This is a genomic window from Halobacteria archaeon AArc-dxtr1 (assembly GCA_025517425.1).
GTDB lineage: Archaea > Halobacteriota > Halobacteria > Halobacteriales > Natrialbaceae > Halostagnicola.
The window spans coordinates 149,546-167,683 of sequence record JAOPJY010000001.1 but is presented as its reverse complement, the minus strand read 5'-3'; the positions used below and the strand labels follow the sequence as shown (position 1 = coordinate 167,683).

General features: G+C 63.3%; 21 protein-coding genes. 10 read left to right on the top strand and 11 right to left on the bottom strand.

The features are described from left to right. Positions 1 to 8 precede the first annotated feature (8 nt). Both OB905_00860 and OB905_00855 read left to right on the top strand, forming a co-directional pair. The gene (locus OB905_00860) at positions 9 to 728 is read left to right on the top strand and encodes a TrkA family potassium uptake protein (protein ID MCU4924536.1); all 720 of its coding nucleotides are present in this window, start codon (positions 9 to 11) and stop codon (positions 726 to 728) included. Further along, positions 728 to 958, top strand: coding sequence for an Lrp/AsnC ligand binding domain-containing protein (locus OB905_00855; protein ID MCU4924535.1), 231 nt, complete (start codon positions 728 to 730; stop codon positions 956 to 958). Before OB905_00860 ends, OB905_00855 begins: the two co-directional genes overlap by 1 nt. Before the next feature lie 54 nt (positions 959 to 1,012). On the opposite strand, the gene OB905_00850 is transcribed toward OB905_00855, so the two are convergent. The 5 genes from OB905_00850 to gpmI all read right to left on the bottom strand — a co-directional run bounded on the left by OB905_00850 (position 1,013) and on the right by gpmI (position 5,516). Next, a complete protein-coding gene (locus OB905_00850) occupies positions 1,013 to 1,519 on the bottom strand; it encodes a DUF5813 family protein (protein MCU4924534.1) in 507 nt (168 codons plus the stop codon). 326 nt (positions 1,520 to 1,845) lie between these two features. Continuing rightward, entirely contained in the window at positions 1,846 to 2,235 is a 390-nt protein-coding gene (locus OB905_00845) for a hypothetical protein (protein MCU4924533.1), read from the bottom strand. Between the two features lie 84 nt (positions 2,236 to 2,319). Beyond that, the gene (locus OB905_00840; protein ID MCU4924532.1) at positions 2,320 to 3,606 is read right to left on the bottom strand and encodes an O-acetylhomoserine aminocarboxypropyltransferase/cysteine synthase; all 1,287 of its coding nucleotides are present in this window, start codon (positions 3,604 to 3,606) and stop codon (positions 2,320 to 2,322) included. Positions 3,607 to 3,687: 81 nt separating this feature from the next. Further along, positions 3,688 to 3,855 (bottom strand): hypothetical protein, encoded by a 168-nt coding sequence (locus tag OB905_00835; GenBank protein MCU4924531.1) that lies wholly within the window; start codon positions 3,853 to 3,855, stop codon positions 3,688 to 3,690. A gap of 134 nt (positions 3,856 to 3,989) precedes the next feature. Continuing rightward, complete coding sequence (gene gpmI, locus OB905_00830; GenBank protein ID MCU4924530.1) at positions 3,990 to 5,516, bottom strand: 2,3-bisphosphoglycerate-independent phosphoglycerate mutase; 1,527 nt, start codon at positions 5,514 to 5,516, stop codon at positions 3,990 to 3,992. Positions 5,517 to 5,621: 105 nt separating this feature from the next. Here gpmI and OB905_00825 point away from each other — a divergent pair, with 105 nt between their 5' ends. Continuing rightward, complete coding sequence (locus tag OB905_00825) at positions 5,622 to 6,890, top strand: DNA double-strand break repair nuclease NurA (GenBank protein ID MCU4924529.1); 1,269 nt, start codon at positions 5,622 to 5,624, stop codon at positions 6,888 to 6,890. Positions 6,891 to 6,937: 47 nt separating this feature from the next. Here the strand turns inward: OB905_00825 and OB905_00820 are convergent, their stop codons facing one another. Both OB905_00820 and OB905_00815 read right to left on the bottom strand, forming a co-directional pair. Then, the gene (locus OB905_00820; GenBank protein ID MCU4924528.1) at positions 6,938 to 7,453 is read right to left on the bottom strand and encodes a hypothetical protein; all 516 of its coding nucleotides are present in this window, start codon (positions 7,451 to 7,453) and stop codon (positions 6,938 to 6,940) included. A gap of 142 nt (positions 7,454 to 7,595) precedes the next feature. Beyond that, complete coding sequence (locus OB905_00815; protein MCU4924527.1) at positions 7,596 to 7,934, bottom strand: hypothetical protein; 339 nt, start codon at positions 7,932 to 7,934, stop codon at positions 7,596 to 7,598. A 172-nt stretch (positions 7,935 to 8,106) separates the two neighbouring features. On the opposite strand from OB905_00815, the gene OB905_00810 reads away from it, so the two are divergent. The 4 genes from OB905_00810 (at position 8,107) to OB905_00795 (ending at position 12,525) form a co-directional block, all read left to right on the top strand. Then, a complete protein-coding gene (locus OB905_00810) occupies positions 8,107 to 8,709 on the top strand; it encodes an ArsR family transcriptional regulator (protein ID MCU4924526.1) in 603 nt (200 codons plus the stop codon). A gap of 186 nt (positions 8,710 to 8,895) precedes the next feature. Further along, positions 8,896 to 9,630, top strand: coding sequence for a cohesin domain-containing protein (locus OB905_00805; GenBank protein MCU4924525.1), 735 nt, complete (start codon positions 8,896 to 8,898; stop codon positions 9,628 to 9,630). An 87-nt stretch (positions 9,631 to 9,717) separates the two neighbouring features. Further along, positions 9,718 to 11,598 carry an ATP-binding protein gene (locus OB905_00800; protein MCU4924524.1) on the top strand — a complete coding sequence of 627 codons (1,881 nt, stop codon included), beginning with the start codon at positions 9,718 to 9,720 and terminating at the stop codon, positions 11,596 to 11,598. A gap of 102 nt (positions 11,599 to 11,700) precedes the next feature. Further along, entirely contained in the window at positions 11,701 to 12,525 is an 825-nt protein-coding gene (locus tag OB905_00795; protein ID MCU4924523.1) for a PspA/IM30 family protein, read from the top strand. Between the two features lie 123 nt (positions 12,526 to 12,648). Here OB905_00795 and OB905_00790 read toward each other — a convergent pair whose 3' ends face one another. Together OB905_00790 and OB905_00785 are read right to left on the bottom strand one after the other, a co-directional pair. Continuing rightward, the gene (locus OB905_00790) at positions 12,649 to 13,362 is read right to left on the bottom strand and encodes a hypothetical protein (GenBank protein ID MCU4924522.1); all 714 of its coding nucleotides are present in this window, start codon (positions 13,360 to 13,362) and stop codon (positions 12,649 to 12,651) included. A gap of 133 nt (positions 13,363 to 13,495) precedes the next feature. Further along, positions 13,496 to 14,068 (bottom strand): HPP family protein, encoded by a 573-nt coding sequence (locus OB905_00785; GenBank protein ID MCU4924521.1) that lies wholly within the window; start codon positions 14,066 to 14,068, stop codon positions 13,496 to 13,498. 127 nt (positions 14,069 to 14,195) lie between these two features. Here OB905_00785 and OB905_00780 point away from each other — a divergent pair, with 127 nt between their 5' ends. After that, entirely contained in the window at positions 14,196 to 14,750 is a 555-nt protein-coding gene (locus OB905_00780) for a plastocyanin/azurin family copper-binding protein (GenBank protein ID MCU4924520.1), read from the top strand. 45 nt (positions 14,751 to 14,795) lie between these two features. On the opposite strand, the gene OB905_00775 is transcribed toward OB905_00780, so the two are convergent. Then, on the bottom strand, positions 14,796 to 15,317 hold the full coding sequence (locus tag OB905_00775) for an FxLYD domain-containing protein (GenBank protein MCU4924519.1): 522 nt from the start codon (positions 15,315 to 15,317) through the stop codon (positions 14,796 to 14,798). A gap of 136 nt (positions 15,318 to 15,453) precedes the next feature. Here OB905_00775 and OB905_00770 point away from each other — a divergent pair, with 136 nt between their 5' ends. Continuing rightward, positions 15,454 to 16,506 (top strand): hypothetical protein, encoded by a 1,053-nt coding sequence (locus OB905_00770; GenBank protein MCU4924518.1) that lies wholly within the window; start codon positions 15,454 to 15,456, stop codon positions 16,504 to 16,506. 105 nt (positions 16,507 to 16,611) lie between these two features. Further along, complete coding sequence (locus OB905_00765; protein ID MCU4924517.1) at positions 16,612 to 16,881, top strand: hypothetical protein; 270 nt, start codon at positions 16,612 to 16,614, stop codon at positions 16,879 to 16,881. A gap of 211 nt (positions 16,882 to 17,092) precedes the next feature. Here the strand turns inward: OB905_00765 and OB905_00760 are convergent, their stop codons facing one another. Then, positions 17,093 to 18,058, bottom strand: coding sequence for a hypothetical protein (locus OB905_00760; protein ID MCU4924516.1), 966 nt, complete (start codon positions 18,056 to 18,058; stop codon positions 17,093 to 17,095). Positions 18,059 to 18,138: the final 80 nt, after the last annotated feature.

The window sequence follows — 18,138 nt, the reverse complement described above, 5'->3', positions numbered from 1 at the left end:
CCCCGGGCATGCGGTTCGTGATACTTGGGGCAGGACGGGTCGGTCTGCGCACCGCTCGCGTGTTGCGCGAGGAAGACCACGAGGTGACGGTGATCGAGCGCGATGAGACGCTGGTCCGACGAGCCCGTAATCAGGGGTTTACGGTCGTTCATGGTGACGGCGCCACGGAGTCGGTGCTCGCGGAGGCCGGGATCAGCGGCGCCGACGCACTGGGTGCGCTCACCGGCGATCTGAACACAAACTTCTCGGCGTGTCTGATCGCGAACCACCACGGCTGTCGAACGGTGCTTCGCATCGACGAAGGGTACCGCGAGGAGATCTACCGCAAGTACGCAGACGTCGTCGACGAGGTGATTTATCCCGAACGACTGGGCGCCATCGGGGCGAAAAACGCAATGCTCGGCGGCACGATTCGAGCGATCGCCGACATCGCACAGCACCTCCAGGTCGTCGAGCTGACCGTGACCGAGGAGGCACCAATAAACGGGTACGCGATCAGTGAGCTGGAGCTGCCGGCCGACGCCAGAATTCTGGCGTTCGGCAAGCACGACAGCGCACTCGAAATTCCAACCGATGACGAATCGCTCGAACCCGGCGACCGGGTCGTCGTGCTTGCGGACTTCGCGGTGTTGAACGACGTCCGCCAGATCCTCGTCGGCACGGCCAACGAGCGGGGCTCGACCGCGACGGTTCCAAACACGGACGTCAATACGGGAGGTGTCAACTGATGGTTACCGCATTCATCATGGTCAAGGCGAACACAGGAGAAGCAGATCGGCTCCGAACCAACATCGAGGAAGTCGATGGTGTTGATAGCGCACACATCGTCGCGGGCGACGTCGACATCATCGCGAAAGCGACCGTCGAGACCCCTGCTGCAGTCAAGGAGATCGCGGCGACGCACGTTCAGGGTATCTCCGGCGTCGAAGATACGCAGACGTATATCGCGATGGATTGAGCGGTCGCGAGACACTACGCTCTGGACCGCTGGAATACCATCTCACAGTGGTGATCAGGGCTGCGGTCCGGTGTCGCCGGCACGTTCGTTGCCACGGTTTTTCGCGTTAGCTAGCAGCGTTTCGGCGGGGCCGCGGTACTCGTAACCCGGTATTACTCCCTGTGCGTACGTCCCTTCGACGTACTCGATCAGCGCTTTTGCGTCGGAAACACCGCTCGCTGGCCCGGACGCGGTGTAGGTTAGTCGGACGCGCACCTCGTCGTCCTGACGTTCGAGCGTCGGTTCGTCGTGTGCTACCGGACTCGCGACCGAAAACACGTCCGCGAGCCGTCGTTCGAGCGTCTCGAACCAGTCGTCTGCGACGACTGGTGCGACGTCGTCGACCGTCGCGGCCGACAAGCTTGGCAGGGAGACGGTAACGGAGAGCGCCGACTCCCCTGTGTTGGCTGGCGCAACGGTCGTCTCGAAGACGGTCGTACGGAGATCGTACCCCGCGTCGGTGCGCTCGAATGCATCGTGGGCGTCGAGAGCGCGTTCAACGGGATTGAGCTGATCGGTCATCGTCGAACTGGAGGCACGTCCTGGGCAAGGATGTTACGCTGTCGAGGTGGATCACTCGTTTCCCGACTCGTTCCAGTCGGCTTTCGAACCGTTTCGACAGGAAGTGCCGGATTTCTCGGGCAAACGAGGTCCATTACTACAAGGGGCGTCGCCATCCGTAGCCGGCATGAGTCTTGATAGACACGAGGCGGATAGACGTCGGTTTGCGCGCCTGCTGGGTATCGACGACGCGGACGGCTCTGGGCTGCCGATCGGGCCGCGGACGGACCGCGATCGGAGCGACGAAAACTCGCACACAACCCGCAACTCTGATTCCTGATCGCGTCTCAGTCCATCGCTCGCTTCTCTAGGAACGGCCCCAGTGCGGCCGCGACCTCCTCGAACCGCGAGAGGGTAAAGCCGTCCGTCGTGATGAACACACCTTCGCGGTCGCTGGTGATCCGGACGAGAAAGCCGTTATCGAAGACGCGAACGGTGTAGTTGTAGTCGCCCAGTTCCGAATCGCCGTAGGCAGCCTGTGCGATCTGGAAGCCGCGCCACTCGTGGCCGATAAACGTCGAGAGATCGGCGTCGCGTGCCAGATCGTCCCGGAGGTACAGCTGCTCGTAGTCGTCTTTCGTAAAGTACGTCACGGAGCGTACGTCGTCGCCGATCGCGGTACGGGCGGTGGTGACGATCTGATCTACTGCGTCCGCCGAGAGGAGCCCGGTGGGCATATGCGGACCAACATTCTCAGAGCCCTTAACGACGAGGGCGATCTGCGACGCAGTGCACCGATCGCCAGCGCGGGCAGCCGCCGATCAGGCGGCCGAAATCGCTTGGTCCAGATCCGCGAGGATGTCCTCGGGATCTTCGATGCCGATCGAGAGGCGGATCAGGTCGTCGGTAACGCCGCTTGCGGCTTGTTCCTCGTCCGTGAGCTGCTGGTGAGTGGTGCTTGCCGGATGGATGATCAGCGATTTGGCGTCGCCGACGTTCGCCAGCAGGCTGAACAGTTCGACCTCGTTGCAGACGGTCTCGGCCGCGTCGTAGCCGCCCTCGAGTCCGAACGTGATCATGCTCCCGTACCCACCGTCTAAGTACTCGCTTGCGTTGTCGTGGGTTTCGTGGCTCTCGAGTCCGGGGTAGTTGATCCAGGAGACGTCGGGGTGGTCGTCTAAGTACTCGGCAACGATCTCGGCGTTTTCACAGTGGCGGTCCATCCGCAGCGGCAGCGACTCGAGTTTCTGGAGAGTCGTCCAGGCGTCAAACGGCGCCTGCTGGTTGCCCAGGTCGCGCAGTCCGCGCGTCCGGGCGGCGATGGCAAACGCCTGCTCGCCGAAGGTTTCGTAGAAGTTGACGCCGTGGTAGGCCGGATTGTCTTCGGTGAGTTCGGGATAGTCGCCCTCGTCCCACGGGAAGGTGCCGCCGTCGATCAGGACGCCGCCGACGGTCGATCCCGAGCCGGTGAGCCACTTCGTCGTGGAGTTCCAGACGATGTCCGCGCCGTGTTCGATCGGTCGACACAGATGCGGCGTGGCGAAGGTATTGTCGACCATCAGTGGAACGTCGTTCTCGTGAGCGATGTCGGCGACGCGCTGGATGTCGGGCGTGTCGAGTGCCGGGTTGCCGATCGTCTCTAAGTGGACGAAGGATGTGTCGTCGTCGATCGCCTCCTCGTAGGCGTCGTAGTCGAGCGTGTCGACGAATTTGGTCTCGACGCCACGTTTCTCGACGGTGTGGGTAAGATAGGTATAGGTGCCGCCGTACAGCGAGGAGGCAGAGACGATGTTGTCGCCGGCCTCACAGAGGATGAACGTCGCGAGGTCGAATGCGGCCATCCCCGAGGAGGTCGCGAGTGCGCCGACGCCGCCCTCGAGGGTCGCGATGCGCTCTTCTAACATCGCGTTCGTCGGGTTCATGATCCGTGAGTAGATGTTGCCGAACTCGCGCAGGCCGAACAGGTCGGCCGCGTGGTCGGTGTCGTCGAAGACGTAGGACGTCGTCTGGTAGATCGGCGGCGCCCGTGCGCCAGTGGTCGGATCCGGTTTCTGTCCCGCGTGGACGCTGTTCGTCGCAAACTCGCGGCTGTCTGGGTTCTCACTCATACGTGGGTGACGTTATCACAACGACCCAATAATCCTATCGACGTTCGAGAGCGAGTCTACAGCCCCGAGCCCGACCGCAGCTCAGAATCCGACCGCCGACAGCGCGAAGAGGCTCGCGAAGGGATCACGGAGGAGGACGAGTGCGACGCCGGCCACTACCACGACAAGAATCCAAACGATCATGAGGTACATGATTGGGCGGATGAATTCTTCGTCCTCTTCGGCCATCAGGGATTCGTGCTGGCTCATACGGGGGTATTTTTGCTCCAAATATTATAACTCTACGTTCCTGTTCCCACGTGGCTGTATGTAGGGACAGCTCCGAGTTAGCCCTTCGTCTCGGGAGATTCAGTCTTCGGGATTCGGCTACTCTGAGACGCCGCTTACTCCAGCAGCGGCTCGCCGGTCATCTCCGGTGGCTGGTCGACGTCGATCAGTTCGAGCAGCGTGGGTGCGATGTCGGCCAGCGTCCCACCGTCGCGGACCGAACGGCCGGCCCCGGTGCCGTCAGGACTGGCATAGACGAACGGGACGGGATTGTAGGTGTGTGCCGTGTGCGGGTCGGCTTCGGTCCCCATATCGTCGGCGTTACCGTGGTCGGCCGTAACGAGGACGTGGGAATCGTGGGCCGCGAGCGTCGCCAGGAGACGGGCGAGCTGTGCGTCGACGGCCTCGACCGCCTGCACCGCGGCGTCGAAGTCGCCAGTGTGGCCGACCATATCGGGGTTGGCGTAGTTCAGGATGAGCACGTCCGGGTCGTCAGATTCGATCGTATCGATGGCGGTATCGGTGACCTCCGGGGCGCTCATTTCGGGCGTGGCGTCGTAGGTCGGCACGTCCGGGCTCTCGACGATTTCGCGGCGCTCGCCCTCGAAGGCGACCTCTCGACCGCCGTTCAGGAAGTAGGTGACGTGGGCATACTTCTCGGACTCGGCGATCCGGAGCTGGGTGAGCCCGGCGTCGGCGAGCACCTCACCGAGGACCTGCTCGGGCTGGTTCGGCGGGAACGCGACCGGGATATCGAACGTCTCGTCGTACTGGGTCAGCGCGACGACCTCGACGGCCGGCGGGCTCGTCTCGATTTCGGGCTCCCAGTCCGCCGAACGGATATCGGCGAGCATCCGGGTCAGCTGTCGAGCGCGGTCCGATCGGAAGTTAAACCAGACGACCGAATCGCCGTCTTGTAGCGCGGGCTGGTCCGACACGAGCGTCGGCTCGACGAACTCGTCGGTCTCGCCGCGATCGTACGACTCCTCGACGGCCGCCAGCGCCGACTGAGCCTCGTACTCGGCCTCGCGGTTCACCATTGCGTCGTAGGCTCGGTTCGTCCGCCCCCAGTTCTGGTCGCGGTCCATCGCGTAGTAGCGCCCGGTGACGGTCGCGACGCCGCCAGTGCCGTGCTCGTCGATCACGCCCTCGAGTTCCGCGAGGTACTCGCGGCCGCCCGTCGGAGAGGTGTCTCGACCGTCCGTGATTGCGTGCGTGACGGCGTCGATGTCCCGATCTGCGGCGAGCTCGATTAGCGCGTGGAGGTGCTCGTGGTCCGAGTGGACGCCGCCGTCGCTGACGAGGCCGACGAAGTGCACCTGGCCGTGGTTGTCTTTCGCGTGCGCAAACGCCGCCTCGATCGCGTCGTTCTCGCGGAAGGAGCCGTCGTCGATCGCGTCTGCGATCCGAGTGTACTCCTGGTAGACGACCCGTCCGGCGCCGATATTCAGGTGGCCAACCTCACTGTTTCCCATCTGTCCGTCGGGGAGGCCGACTCGCCGGCCCGCTACCTCGAGCGTACCGGCCGCGCCGACCGACGAGAGCCGGTCGACGGTCGGCGTTTCGGCCGCCCGGACCGCGTCCCTGCCGCCGGCGTCGTTGCCGATTCCCCAGCCGTCGAGGACGATCAGTGCCGCCTTCATGTGGGGGTCGAAACAGTCGGAACGTAACTAGCTGTCGTTCGAATTCGTGCCGGCGTGACGGTCACGACCGCGAGCTATTTGGGGATGGCCTCGGAGGTGACGGCTATGACTCTCGATCCGGTCCACTTCGACGGCATCGCGGGCCTCGCCAGACGGATCGATCCGGGCGCCGACGAGCGCGACCACCGGTCGTTTGCCGAGACTGTCTGGAAGTCGCGTCTCGAGCCACTGCGCGACGACGGGCGAACGATCCTCGAACCGCTGGGCGAGCGCTCGCGCCGACTGGTCAACTGCGAGTCCGTCGCCCTCTGTGAGCGGCCGTTTCCGACCGTCAACGGCCTCGACGCAGGGACGATCAACCCGACGACGTTCCGAAACGGGCTGGTGATCGACATCGCCCAGGCCGCGATGAGCGCGACACCCAGCGACCTCGACCTCCACCGCTCGCGTAGCGTGGTGATGTCCGTCCACTCGAACGATCCGACGACCCGGATCAATCGTGAGGGGTGGGAACCGTTCGACGAGGGGGAGAGCCACCGCCGGGCGATCAAGATTCCTCGCGTCGATCGGTTCGCCGAGGGCGTCGTCCACGCGCTGGCGCTGTATCTGGCAGAGAGTCGCCACGCCCTGGAGAACGCCGACCGCGTCGCCGATCTGCTCGTCTTAGATGGGCCGCTGTACCCGCGCGGACTGCTCCGGTGGGAGGACCTCCACCCCTCGTTAGAACGGGTGCTCCACGAGGAGCCCCAACCGAAGACAGTCGTCGAGAACTACGTCCGACTCGTCGAGCGATTCGTCGAGCGCGACGTTCCCCTCGTCGGATTCGTTAAGAACCCCGCGACGAAGGTGATCACCCGGGCGGTCAGAGGCGCTGAGGACGCCCCGTGGACAGACGATTCGGCGTTCTTCTCGCGCGTCTTAGAGCGGGGATCGTACGTCGACGACGTCGAGGGAACGCGCTGGGAGCGAGAGACGTCGGCGCTGTCGTACACCAACTGGTTCCGGTCGCGGGGTGGGGTCGACCGACCGCTCTCGGTCGACGGGGACGCCCTGGGAATCGAGCGCAAACTGGAGCCAGCCGCGTACGAGGTCACCTTCTTCGTCATCTACGATCCGCGCGACGACCTCGTCTACCGAGTTGAGGCACCGTACGCGTTCACGCGAGACGCCGACCGGCGAGAGCGCCTCGCTCGGCAGCTGTTAGCCGAGGTGGCCACCGCCCACGGACCGCCGACGATCATCGAGAAAGCCGACGAGCTGGCCCGGATCAGCGCCGCAGAGAAGGCATCGCTTCGCGACCGACTGGAGACCGAGTTCGACACAGAACAGGATCGGACCTACGACGACCACCGCTGGAACGAGGAGTACGCGTGAGGGCGGCGAGATACAGGAGATCGGTGTGCGGGGGTCGTTGTCGTACGTTACGCCGACCGTGCCACGCTCCAGATCCGCCACTCGCCCCCCTCTGATCGCAGTTCGACGGATTCGACTCGCTCCTCGTCGACGCCGTCGACAGTTACGATGAGCCGTGCCCGGATCTCAATCGGCTCCGACTCGTCTTGAAGCACGTCGATGTCGGCTACTCCAATTCCGTCGATCTCGTCGTTCAGGAGCGCGTGCCCCCACGAACCGCTGTCTGCAGAGAGCGAGCGGAGCACGTCGTCGTCGCCCGACGCGACCGCCGAGTAGAACTGCTCGACGACCGTCTCCGGAGTCCTCGCCGGTTCGGGCTCCGATCCGAGAGCCCCACGGCCGGACGCGCTCGTCGTCTCGAGCTGTGACAGCTTGTCGTTGATAATCCGATCGATCTGTGCGAACAGCACCGTCAACAGAACGAAGATCCAGACGGGGAGGATAACCACACCGAGTGAGCCGGGGAGCGCAACCGTCACGATGAGAAATAGAACCGACACGGTTCCACCGACCAACGTGAACATCAGGGCGTTCCCTATTGGGTTCTCCGACGTAGGGCAAGACATTAATCCACGAAGGAATAGTTGATATAATAATATTCCGGACCCGAGCGTGCGCCGGATGGCTCGACGGCTGGATCTCAAGTGTTCCCGTTGTACGGGAGGATCACCGATCGAGTTCGCCGGTTTCCACCTCGATTTCGACCGCCTTGGGATCGACGCCGATTCGAGCGAACTGCGTGCGGACGTGCTCTTTGGCCGCCTCGATCGCCTGCTCGCGGGTATCAAACCCACGCGGGAAGGGTGATTCGAAGGCGACGTTCACCTCGCGGCCGTCGACCAGCTGGCTCGTCCCGCCGCTATCGACCTCGTAGAACTCGTCGCAGATCCAGACGTAGGCGGCGTCTTCGTCGGGTGCTCCGCGGAACGTGGGCGTTCGCTCGCCGCGTTCGTAGAGCGTTCCGGTGAGTTCGGTCTCACCTACCCGTCCGCGAACCAGTAACATGTGATCACTAGACGGCCTCTGGAAGCAAAAAACCGCGGACAGAACCACCGAGATCGTCCGGGGGCGTCGCCATCGACGTGGCGGACACGACAGCGTCCCAGACGGTCCGTTCGACGGCGCCCAAATCGTTTTGGAAACGGGTTTATCCCTTTGGGTTGGGTCAGTGGTGATAATGAGTTCGAATACTCACTTCGGCGGAGACAGCACTCGACGTCTGTTGAACACCGTCCCGGCGAAGTGCTACGACGTGCTCCGCGATCGACGTCGCCTCCACCTTCTGGAGGTTCTCGGCGCGGCTGCGTGCCCACTTTCGGTAGACGAACTGACGAGGGAGTTACACGACCGAGACGACAGCGCGGACGAGCAGTCGCTTCGGATCAGCCTGGTTCACGCCCACCTGCCGAAACTCGACGATGTCGGCCTCGTGGAGTGGGACGGCGAGGAAGCGACGCTCGCCAACGAGAGCGCAGTCCCACCCCAGCGGCTGATGGCGCTGCTCGACTCGGATGCCTCGAGCGATCGAGTGCTCGACGCGCTCGTCCATCCCGACCGGATGGCGATTCTCAGCTTGCTCGAAGAGCGCAACGGCTCGTGTGCAATCGAGACGATTGCCGCCGAACTGGCGCTACTGGGCAGCACCGATGCCTCCGACCCCCGGGAGGCGAAAGTGATGCTCCACCACTCCCACCTGCCTGCGATGCGAGAACTCGGCGTCCTCACGTACGATTCTGGAATGGTTCGAACGACCGACCATCCGGTTCCGGTACTCGAGTAGCTCTTCGGTTGACTGTCTGGGAACCCCTCTCCTCCTCGAACCGCTCGTCACCACGTATCCGTCCGTTCACCTGCACGTCCGTCTCTCTCTCTCTTGTACGCCCATCTCTTGTACGTCCGTTTCGCCTCACCGCAATAGATAACGGCGTTCCCAACCCATGTTCGAACGAGTAGACGTCGGGAGAACATGGGTGCCACAAGGCGACGGTTCGGCGGCTCGTCCGCGGCGACGATTAGACGCATCCTCGCGATTACCGTTGCGGCAGTCGGCGCCGCAGCGCTTCTGAGCGGCGGCGCCGTCGCGTTCGACCAGGGTGCGATTCTCTCGCCGTCACCGAGCGAGGTCGAAGCCGAGCCCGGCGAGACGGTCACAGTCTCCGTCGGACTGACCGTCTCCGGGGACCACGGTGACGGTGCCAACGGCGTCGAACTCGTCGCACAGTACGACCCCGAGTACGTGGAGATCACCGCAGTAGAGCGCGGCCCGTGGCTCGACGCCGGCGGCGCCGACGTTCGCCAGGTGGAGACGCTCGACCACTCGAACGGAGTGGCGATCCTAGACCAGTGGCGCGAGTCAACCGAGACGGGCGCGACGGGCAGTGGCGAGCTGGCGACGCTTACGGTGGTCGTCGACGAGCGGGCACCCGCTGGCTCCACCTCGATTAGCTTCGCCGAGTCGACGATCGACCCGGCCGGCGACTGGCCACTTCCGATCCAAAACGAGCGGACCGCGACAGTCGTCGTCGACGGAGACGCAAGTGAGGTGGACGATGGAGGCGGAAGCGAGATCGACGATGAAGACGGGACCCAAACGGAGCACGATCCAACTAGCGACGCGATCACCGGCGTTGGACTGACGACCATCGTGGCAGCGCTCATCATGCTGATCTATGCGGCACTGCGCGGTCGTCGCGGCGGCTGACGCCCCTCTCTTAATCGGATAGCTTCGAGCGTTGCCTCTGAGGACCCGAGGGAAACGTGTTTGTGGGATGGGTCGGATAGCGTGTATATGAGCGATCTGGGAGATTTCACTGACTTTTCCGATCGTCCCGGCGACGGAAGCCGGGACGAGAGCCCCGAGAGCGCGGCCTCGGGGTCCGGACCTCCGCAGAGTGCAGACGGGCGGGAGACCGAGACCGCAGGTGCTGCTACCGACCCGAGCGTCGCCGAGGGAAGCGACGAGCGCTCGTTCGAGCGAACGTCGGTCGAACCCAGTGGCGAGGACAACGGGGTCGGGACGATCTGTGTCTCCCAGGGGCTTCGCGTCGACGAGGAAGGCGACGAGACGACACTGCGGGCGTACGTCACCCGGGAGAACCGCTCGACGGTTCGACTCGGCTCGTATCTGCTCGCGCCGTACCCGGACGGCGAGACGCTGTTCTGTCGGGTTACCGGTCTCGAGTACGCCCAGCAGTACCACGCCGACGACGCCACCGAAATCCACGCTCGGCGGGCGATGCGCCAACAGGGAATCGACGAGGCCGACTACAAGTTGGTCGCCTCGCTTGAGCCGATGGCCGTGCTCTACGAAGATGGAGGAGAGCTCACGCGCCGGATGACCGACCGCGTCCCGAAGCCCGAGACGGTCATCCGACAGGCCGACGACACCGAGAAGATCAAGACCGGCCTCAAGATGCCCGACGACGGCGTCTTCCTCGGCCACCTCTCGGTCGGCGGTGAGAAGGTGCGGACGGCGGCTTCGCCGCCGACGATCGACTACCGGCTGAAAGACGACTACGAGGCCGGCGATCCGCTGATCTTCCGCCACGCCCTGATTGCGGGCGGGACCGGCTCCGGAAAGACCCACGCCGCCAAGAACGTGCTCCGGCAGTATCTCGCCGACGAGCGCCAGTATCCGATGGAGGGGCGTCCGAACGTCAACCCGGCAGTCGTCCAGTTCGACCCGCAAGACGAGTACGCCCAGATGCACGACGACAACGAGGACCTGGACGACGAGTTGGCCCGGAAACTCGATCGCGAAGGGGTCGCCCACGGCGGCGTCTCTGATACGACCGCGTTCGTGCCGAAAGTCGGTTCGGCCTCCTACGCGGGCGGCCACCACCGGGCCGAGCGCGTCGAGTTCACGATCCCCTTTTCGATGTGCCGGAGTCGGCCGTGGCTCGTCTCCGGCGGCTCGTTGAACGACAACCAGTACGGGGCGCTCACCTACCTGATCGACCGCTTTTTCAAACAGTACGGATCGGATGGCGGCTACGCCGAGTTCAAGACGTTCTTAGACGACCCCGCCTTGCGCGAGGAGCTAGACGAGTCGGGACGGGTTCACGAGGCCACCTACGACGCGGTCCGGCGGCGGGTGTTCGGCTTCGACGACGTCTTCGACCAGGACGCGCGGCCGATCACCGAGCTGATCCACGAGTTCGTCCGCCCCGGCGGGCTCTCGGTCGTCCCGACCTACCACGTCAACGACACCAGAGCCACGGAGGCCGTCGTCCTGGCCCTCTCCTCGCTGCTGATCGACGAGAAGCTCTCGAACGATCCGACCTACGAGCGGATCAAAGAGACGCCCCTGGTGTTGGGGATGGACGAGGCCCACAACTTTCTCACCGACGCCGACTCGGTACAAGCGCGGAAGGTGATCACCAAGTTCACCGAGGCCGCAAAGCAGGGTCGAAAGGAGCGGCTCGGGCTGTTCCTGATCACGCAGGACCCCCAGGATATCGACGACGCCGTCTTCAAGCAGATCAACACCACCGTCGTGCTCAATCTCGGTGACGAGGACGCGATCAAGAGCGTGAACATCCCCTCCAATCTAGAGTCGAAGGTGCCCTACATGGAGAAAGGACAGATGGTGGTCTACTCGCCGGACAACTCAGAGCCCGTCGAGCTGATCGGGCTCTCGAAGTGTCTGACGCGGCACGGTCGGGACTGAGCTGCATTTCACCGACTGAACTCGACGAATGGTCCCGCAGACAGCGTCGGGGACTGTCGCTGATGTGATGTTTTTAAGGGCCGCGAGCGTTACGTACCTAGCATGGGCATCCTCTCTCGGACCTCGTACGTCATCCGGTCGAAGATCAACTCGGTGTTAAACCGGGCGGAGGATCCGACGCAGACGCTCGACTACTCATACGAGCAGATGCGCGATCAACTCCAGCAAGTAAAGCGGGGGATTGCAGACCTGACGACGCAAAAAAAGCGCCTCGAGATGCAAAAGCGTCGCCTCGAGGAGAACGTCGACAAGCACAACGAGCAGGCTCGCACGGCAGTCCAGCAGGATCGCGAGGACCTGGCGCGTCGCGCACTCGAGAAGAAGAAGACGAAGATGTCCCAGATCGAAGAGCTAGAGCGCCAGGTTAGCGAGCTCCAGAGCCAGCAGGACCGGCTCATCGAGCAGAAAGACGAGCTTCAGAACCGCATCGAGGAGTTCCGAACCAGAAAGGAGACGATGAAAGCCCGGTACGAGGCCGCCGAGGCCAGTTCGACCGTCTCCGAGGCGATGACCGCCACGGGCGAGGAGTTCGAGGACGTCGGCCGGGCCATCGAGCGCGCCGAAGAGCAGACCGAGGATATGGAGGCGCGGGCGGCCGCCCTCGACGAACTCCACGAGTCGGGTGCCTTCGAGGACGTTCTCTCCGACAAGGACTCGATCGACCGCGAGTTAGAGCAACTCTCCACCGGCAGCGGTGTTGAGGCCGAACTCGAGACGCTCAAATCCGAGGTTGGCGGCGGAGAGCCGGAGTCAGACGACGTCGAGGGCGAGGTTTCCGAAGCGGAGATCGAAGACCTAGAGGCAGCAGTCCCCGACGAGGAGGTCGAGGCGGAGCTTGCGGAGCTCCAAGAAGAGGAGAATCGCTAGCTAGAAGAGCAGAGTCGTGACCCGATCGAGATGAGAGTGCCAGTTGTTGGAAAGGTGGGCGGTATTTTTTACTAGCCGAGACGAAACTGGAGACTCGATTCGGTCAGCACACGTGCGTATCGATCACAAGCATTCGAGGAGAGTACCTTCGTCGACCGGATCTGGCACGTCCTCAGGGTCGAGATCATCCAGTTCGTCGCTGTGTACGGGGTCTGTACTCGTACGAACAACTCCGGTCTCGTCGATTCCGTATACTGCGGCCCCTGGACCGTGGCCTTCACTCAGATTGTGTGAGTCGTACTCGAAGCGAGTTACAGTGGTCGAATATTGAATGCGGATGCTAGTGATATCTGGATACAAATCGAGTATCCGTGTGTCGTCTTCATCTACGCTGAGACCGCCACCGACGAACTGTTCTTTAGAAGCTGTGACTTGTCCGTTAGCGAAACGAGCCTGTTCGTAGTCGTGAACGAACGTCGTGAGCGTTGCATCGGTGAATTCAGCTGGTGGATCAGGGTATGGTTCGATCCCGTGACTTTCATATTCGCCTCCGTCACTGACCACAAACCGCTTGCAGACGTCGCCTGTTGGCTCAGGTCTACTCGCGGATGCACAGTCGAACCGATCCGCAATCGACCCCGGATCTGGGTCTTCCGGCCCGCTGGTGGCCTCAGTACCCCACGCCTCTTTTGCAGTACATCCCTCTACATCGTCCTGTATTTCCAAGTCATCCTTCTGTTCCCCGTTTTCGGGTTGTGATTCTAGTTCATCGAGGCACCCACTGACCCCAAGAAGGACACCTGTACTACTTGCGGTGAGCAGTTCTCGGCGGTTCATACTGGATACTATAGGAAGATATACAAATATCTGCCCGTAAACTAAAATTGTTATTTACACACCCCCTAATTATTGCTACTGACCCGACTCTCGCCAGTGGTGCTGAACGAGGGTGGCACGTGACGAACGACCGTCATTCTCGTGCGTTTCGCGGCTTGAAGCCGTAGCGCTCCGCGAGCGTCGAGATGACCCACTCGTGGAAGGTCCACAGGATCGCGACGGCGGTGACGATGATGACTGCATCTTCGAGTCCGCCCATCAGACCGAGCGCGACGATCAGCGTCGTCGCGCAGGCGGCGGCGTGGTTCGTCTTCGTGAGCAACATTGCTGTGGTCGTCAGCATCATCGCGACCGTCGCACTCGCCCAGAGATAGACGAGGTCCCACGAGAGCGCGGGGTCGGGCTGGGCGAAAACCACGTACGCGCTGACCTCGTTGCCGAGCAGCGCGTACGCGATCAGCCCGGAGGCGACGGCGACCGCGTGACCGCCGATGACGTGGTAAGCCCCTTCGGCCCGGGCCTTCTCGCCGGTCGCCATCAGGTACGCCGACGGACCCAGACTGGGGAAGAGAAACGGTCGCCCGGTGACGAGGGTGATCAACCCGAGAACGGTAAAGTGCAAGAAGACGTTGACCGTCGCGCTGTACTCGTCTTTGAGATCTAGCTCGTTGGCAGACTCGTCGAAATCGACGTCGACGTCTGGCACAGGCGTCACTGGAGTACGTTCCGAACCCGCAAAAGCGCTCACGCTGCAACTGTGTCCCTGTGCTGTCACCGCCTCACCTGGCAACGACGTGCCAGGCGCTTTTTGCAGCCACGCCCGAACGAACGGTATGAGCGGGCGATGGACCACGCGTCGGCGACTGCTCGCGACGGGCGGGGCGACCCTCACGGCGGGGGTTGCCGGCTGTCTCGACGAGAGTCCGGGCGAGGACGATCCACAGCTGGGCGATCCGGAGCCACACGTCGACGTCGAGGTCGGAAGCGACGCAGCGGCGGGCCACCTCGACCCGGCAGCCATCCACCTCGTCGAGGGCGGGACGGTCGAGTGGGTCGTCGAGACGGGAAGCCAAGAGACGGTTGCGTACCATCCGGCCACCCACGGTGAGCAGCGGCGAATCCCAGACGACGCCGACCCCTGGGTGAGCGGACCGCTCTCTGAGGGCGAGACGTTCGGCCGAACGTTCGACGTCGAAGGTGTATACGATTACGCGTGTAGGACTCACGAGTCCGAGGGTGCGGTGGGGAGCATCGTCGTCGGATGGCCGAATCCGGACGAACAGCCCGGACTCGGATCGCCCTCGGAGGAGTATCCCGACGCTGCGATCGACGCGCTCAGACGCCACGACGATCGCGTCCGCGAGTTCTTAGAAGACACACAGGGGTAGCCACTCCACATCCGCGGCGCAAACGGCCTCGCGAACCGAGCCAGTTCAGGTCGGCGTTCCGAGCGCCGTCACGTCGTAGGCGTCGATATCGGCGGGCGATTCGAGCAGGATCGCCTCGAACGCCCACGTCGAATCCGGCTCGAGGTCTCCAGTGGTATCGAGGTACCGGCCGAGGTGTTCGCCGTCGTCGTTGGAGACACGGACGCGAACCTCGGCGACCTGTATCCGATCGTCTCCGGTGTTCTCGGCGGTTCCCTGTACGGTCGATCCCCGGTAGTCGTCTTCGTGGACGAACTCGTGATCGCTGAGGGAGAGTGCGTCGATCGGCGTGACGCCCTCGTTGATCTCTTGTTCGGCGACGGCTTCCGCGGCGGCCATCTCCTCGGCTGTTCGATCGTCGCCCTCGATATCGCCGACCGTTCCGGTCTCGTAGCTCGGCGCGGCGTCGCTACCGACGCCGTTGCAGCCGGCGATCACGGCAGCAGCGCCCGCCCCAAAGCTCGCGAGGACGCGACGGCGAGTCGGTCGAGTCCTCACCGCGTCCGTGGACGTTCGCTGTCCGGTCATAGACGATGTGACCGCACGAACGCATTTTAGTTCGGACCTTGCACCGAGCCCGGCGAACCGCCGCTCCGGTCAGACAGCCCACGTCGTGATGTGCAACGCAGGCCCTTATTGTCGGCAACGGCGAACGTGGGGCCATATGAGTTCGTCCGATACCGACGAGACGGTCGAGTCCCACGGAGCCGATATCGGCAAACGGACGAACTCGTGGACCCGCCTTCGGGAGTGGTTCCTCGTCGAGGCGGATCGGCTGTTCATCGCAGCCCTGCTCTCGGTCGGCACCTTCGTCCTATTTCTCACACTGGGCGAGATCGACGTCATCGCGTTCGTCAACGACGACTCGATCACTCGTCTCGCAGGCGGAATGATCGCGGGGACGTTCTCGCTGGTCACGCTCGTCGTCTCGATCAACCAGCTCATCCTCTCGCGGGAGTTCGCCGCGGCCGGCGAATCAGAAGAACAGCTCGCGGGTGTCCTCTCCTTTCGTGAGGACGCCGCCGACACGGCTGAGGTGCCGACGATTCCCGCGTCACCGACGCGGCTACTCGAGTTGCTCGTGGCGTCGATCCACGACCGGGCCGAAACTCTCGGCGAAGCCGTCGCCGATCACGACGACGAAACCGTGACAGAGATACAGCAGTATACGAACCGCGTCGATGAGAGCACCGAACGGGTCGACGAGACCCTAGAAAACACGAAATTCGGCACGTTTGGGGCAGTCTCAGCGGCGATCGGCTACAACGACGCCTGGCAGCTGTACGCCGCCAGACACCTCCGGGGACGGTATGGCGACCGGCTGTCGCCGGAGGCGGAGGCGGCACTCGACGAGCTGATCGACGCGCTCCAGCTGTTTTCGGTCGCCCGCGAACACTTCAAGACGACGTACCTCCAGCGCGAGCTCACCCGATTCTCGCAGCTGACGATCTACTGTGGCGTGCCGGCGATCCTCTCGGCGATGCTCATCGGCTTTCTGTACGCGGATCTGGGTGGGGCGACAATCAGCGCCGACTATCTCCCGTGGGTCGTCAGCGCGCTCCTCGCGGTCGTCGTCTCGCCGCTTGCGCTGTTGACGTCGTACATTCTCCGAACCGCGACGGTGACCCGGCGGACGGCCTCAGTCGGTCCGATGCTTCCGCAGAAAGACCCCGATGAGGGACCGTTCGACGTCAGCTACGGGGAGGAGTCCGACTGAGGCGCTTCCTGGGGCCGTTCATTCTCCGAGAGTCGGAGCGAGACGAGGATCTCGGCTAGCGCAAGCGAACAGGAGTGAGGTGAGACTGCCTCCATCGGGCTGATCGTGACGGCGTCGATGATCCTCTTTTTCGACGCGAGCGCCGCGACCGGGACGGTACTCGGCGTCGACGTGCTGGTCTGGATCGTCGCAGCGACGACGACAGTCGCGGTCGCGCGTACAACCGTCTGCTTCGGCGGTCACTCGGTGAGCGACTGGCCAACAGAGTCCGCTTCCGGCATCTACAGCATGAAGCTGGCGACGTCTTCGGAGCCACAGGCCGTACAGGCGTCGTCCGTTCTCGAAAGCGTGCATCCGCACTGTCGACACTCGTAGTAGCCGTCGCTTCCCCCGCCCCCCGGCGACCGCACTCGGTTCAGCAAGTTTTCGATCAACGTCATTCCTCGATCGTCATCCTCCAGTGACTATCCGCCCGGTAAATACTTTGTGACCACATGTAACAGCGCACTATTGTTTCAATGAAATATCCTAGGAATTATATTGTCAAGAGTCCGTACGAACACATTCGTTAGCATATTCGGGCGTCTCACCGGAAATCGTCCGGCAACGCGTCGGGAACGAGGTCGTCGGGTAGTACGTCCCACCCGAGTTCATCCTCGCCGGGAGTTGCACTCGTTTCGAACCCTGTCTCCGCCGCGGGCGAGCGCCCGCGATTCTCGGGCGGCGGACCGCCGTGTGCGTAGACGCCGTCAGGGTGGTCGACCGTCCAGACGTGCATCATACAGGGCGTCCGACACGGTAGTGCCAGCCCCGCATTCGCGTCGTCGGCGTAGGTCTGCTGATAGAACCACCAGGCGAACCGACCGGGGAGCCCGGCGTGGTAGTGCCACGGGGAACATCGCTGCTCGTCACCGTTGCCGTGGTCGTGACCGTCACCGTGGTCGTAACCGTCACCGTCTGCATCGTCGTGATCGCGGTCATTGTCCGCATGGCTGTCTGCATCGTCGTGATCGCGGTCGTCGCTATCTCCATCCTCTTCGTCGAGTTCGTAGACGGCCGGCGGCCGGTCGACCGGTTCGCCGTCCTCGACCGCGATGAACATCGCGCCGATCGACCGCCAAGAGCCGTTGTCGACCAGCACTGACTCGGGCCGCTCGGGGTCGAGAACCCGATTGTCCCCGATATGGTCGGGGTGGAGCCAGTGTGACCAGCCGTCCTCGCCGTCGATCAGGGTGTCGAAGTACGGTTTGAATCCCGCATCAACCAGCGCACCTACGTCGGGATACTCGGTTTCGAGGGTCTCCCGAACCGCGTCCTGCAAGGCCTCGGTTTCGGGGTGATCGTCGGCACAGCCGCCCCAGCTTGCGCCTGCACAGTCACCCATGCTCGGTTCGGTCGTCGCATCGGGACAGCCCCAGGAGTGCAACGAGCGCCGGTCCCCACTGTCGTCGGCCGCTCCAGCCGTCACCGACGCGGCCGGCGCGACCGCGATTGCACTCCCCGCCGTGCGCAACAGCGTTCGCCGTCGAATCGAAGTGTGCTCGTCGGACATCGCGTCGAATCACACCACCTCGATGCTCCTAAATCGCTTCCCGGATTTCGGCGACCAGTGTCGTCGTTATGGTTTACACG

Excerpts from the sequence above, each read along its gene's own strand:
- OB905_00860 (MCU4924536.1), top strand. The coding sequence starts at position 9 with ATGCGGTTCGTGATACTTGGGGCAGGACGGGTCGGTCTGCGCACCGCT.
- OB905_00855 (MCU4924535.1), top strand. The coding sequence starts at position 728 with ATGGTTACCGCATTCATCATGGTCAAGGCGAACACAGGAGAAGCAGAT.
- OB905_00850 (MCU4924534.1), bottom strand. The coding sequence starts at position 1,519 with ATGACCGATCAGCTCAATCCCGTTGAACGCGCTCTCGACGCCCACGAT.
- OB905_00845 (MCU4924533.1), bottom strand. The coding sequence starts at position 2,235 with ATGCCCACCGGGCTCCTCTCGGCGGACGCAGTAGATCAGATCGTCACC.
- OB905_00840 (MCU4924532.1), bottom strand. The coding sequence starts at position 3,606 with ATGAGTGAGAACCCAGACAGCCGCGAGTTTGCGACGAACAGCGTCCAC.
- OB905_00835 (MCU4924531.1), bottom strand. The coding sequence starts at position 3,855 with ATGAGCCAGCACGAATCCCTGATGGCCGAAGAGGACGAAGAATTCATC.
- gpmI (MCU4924530.1), bottom strand. The coding sequence starts at position 5,516 with ATGAAGGCGGCACTGATCGTCCTCGACGGCTGGGGAATCGGCAACGAC.
- OB905_00825 (MCU4924529.1), top strand. The coding sequence starts at position 5,622 with ATGACTCTCGATCCGGTCCACTTCGACGGCATCGCGGGCCTCGCCAGA.
- OB905_00820 (MCU4924528.1), bottom strand. The coding sequence starts at position 7,453 with ATGTTCACGTTGGTCGGTGGAACCGTGTCGGTTCTATTTCTCATCGTG.
- OB905_00815 (MCU4924527.1), bottom strand. The coding sequence starts at position 7,934 with ATGTTACTGGTTCGCGGACGGGTAGGTGAGACCGAACTCACCGGAACG.
- OB905_00810 (MCU4924526.1), top strand. The coding sequence starts at position 8,107 with ATGAGTTCGAATACTCACTTCGGCGGAGACAGCACTCGACGTCTGTTG.
- OB905_00805 (MCU4924525.1), top strand. The coding sequence starts at position 8,896 with ATGGGTGCCACAAGGCGACGGTTCGGCGGCTCGTCCGCGGCGACGATT.
- OB905_00800 (MCU4924524.1), top strand. The coding sequence starts at position 9,718 with ATGAGCGATCTGGGAGATTTCACTGACTTTTCCGATCGTCCCGGCGAC.
- OB905_00795 (MCU4924523.1), top strand. The coding sequence starts at position 11,701 with ATGGGCATCCTCTCTCGGACCTCGTACGTCATCCGGTCGAAGATCAAC.
- OB905_00790 (MCU4924522.1), bottom strand. The coding sequence starts at position 13,362 with ATGAACCGCCGAGAACTGCTCACCGCAAGTAGTACAGGTGTCCTTCTT.
- OB905_00780 (MCU4924520.1), top strand. The coding sequence starts at position 14,196 with ATGAGCGGGCGATGGACCACGCGTCGGCGACTGCTCGCGACGGGCGGG.
- OB905_00775 (MCU4924519.1), bottom strand. The coding sequence starts at position 15,317 with ATGACCGGACAGCGAACGTCCACGGACGCGGTGAGGACTCGACCGACT.
- OB905_00770 (MCU4924518.1), top strand. The coding sequence starts at position 15,454 with ATGAGTTCGTCCGATACCGACGAGACGGTCGAGTCCCACGGAGCCGAT.
- OB905_00760 (MCU4924516.1), bottom strand. The coding sequence starts at position 18,058 with ATGTCCGACGAGCACACTTCGATTCGACGGCGAACGCTGTTGCGCACG.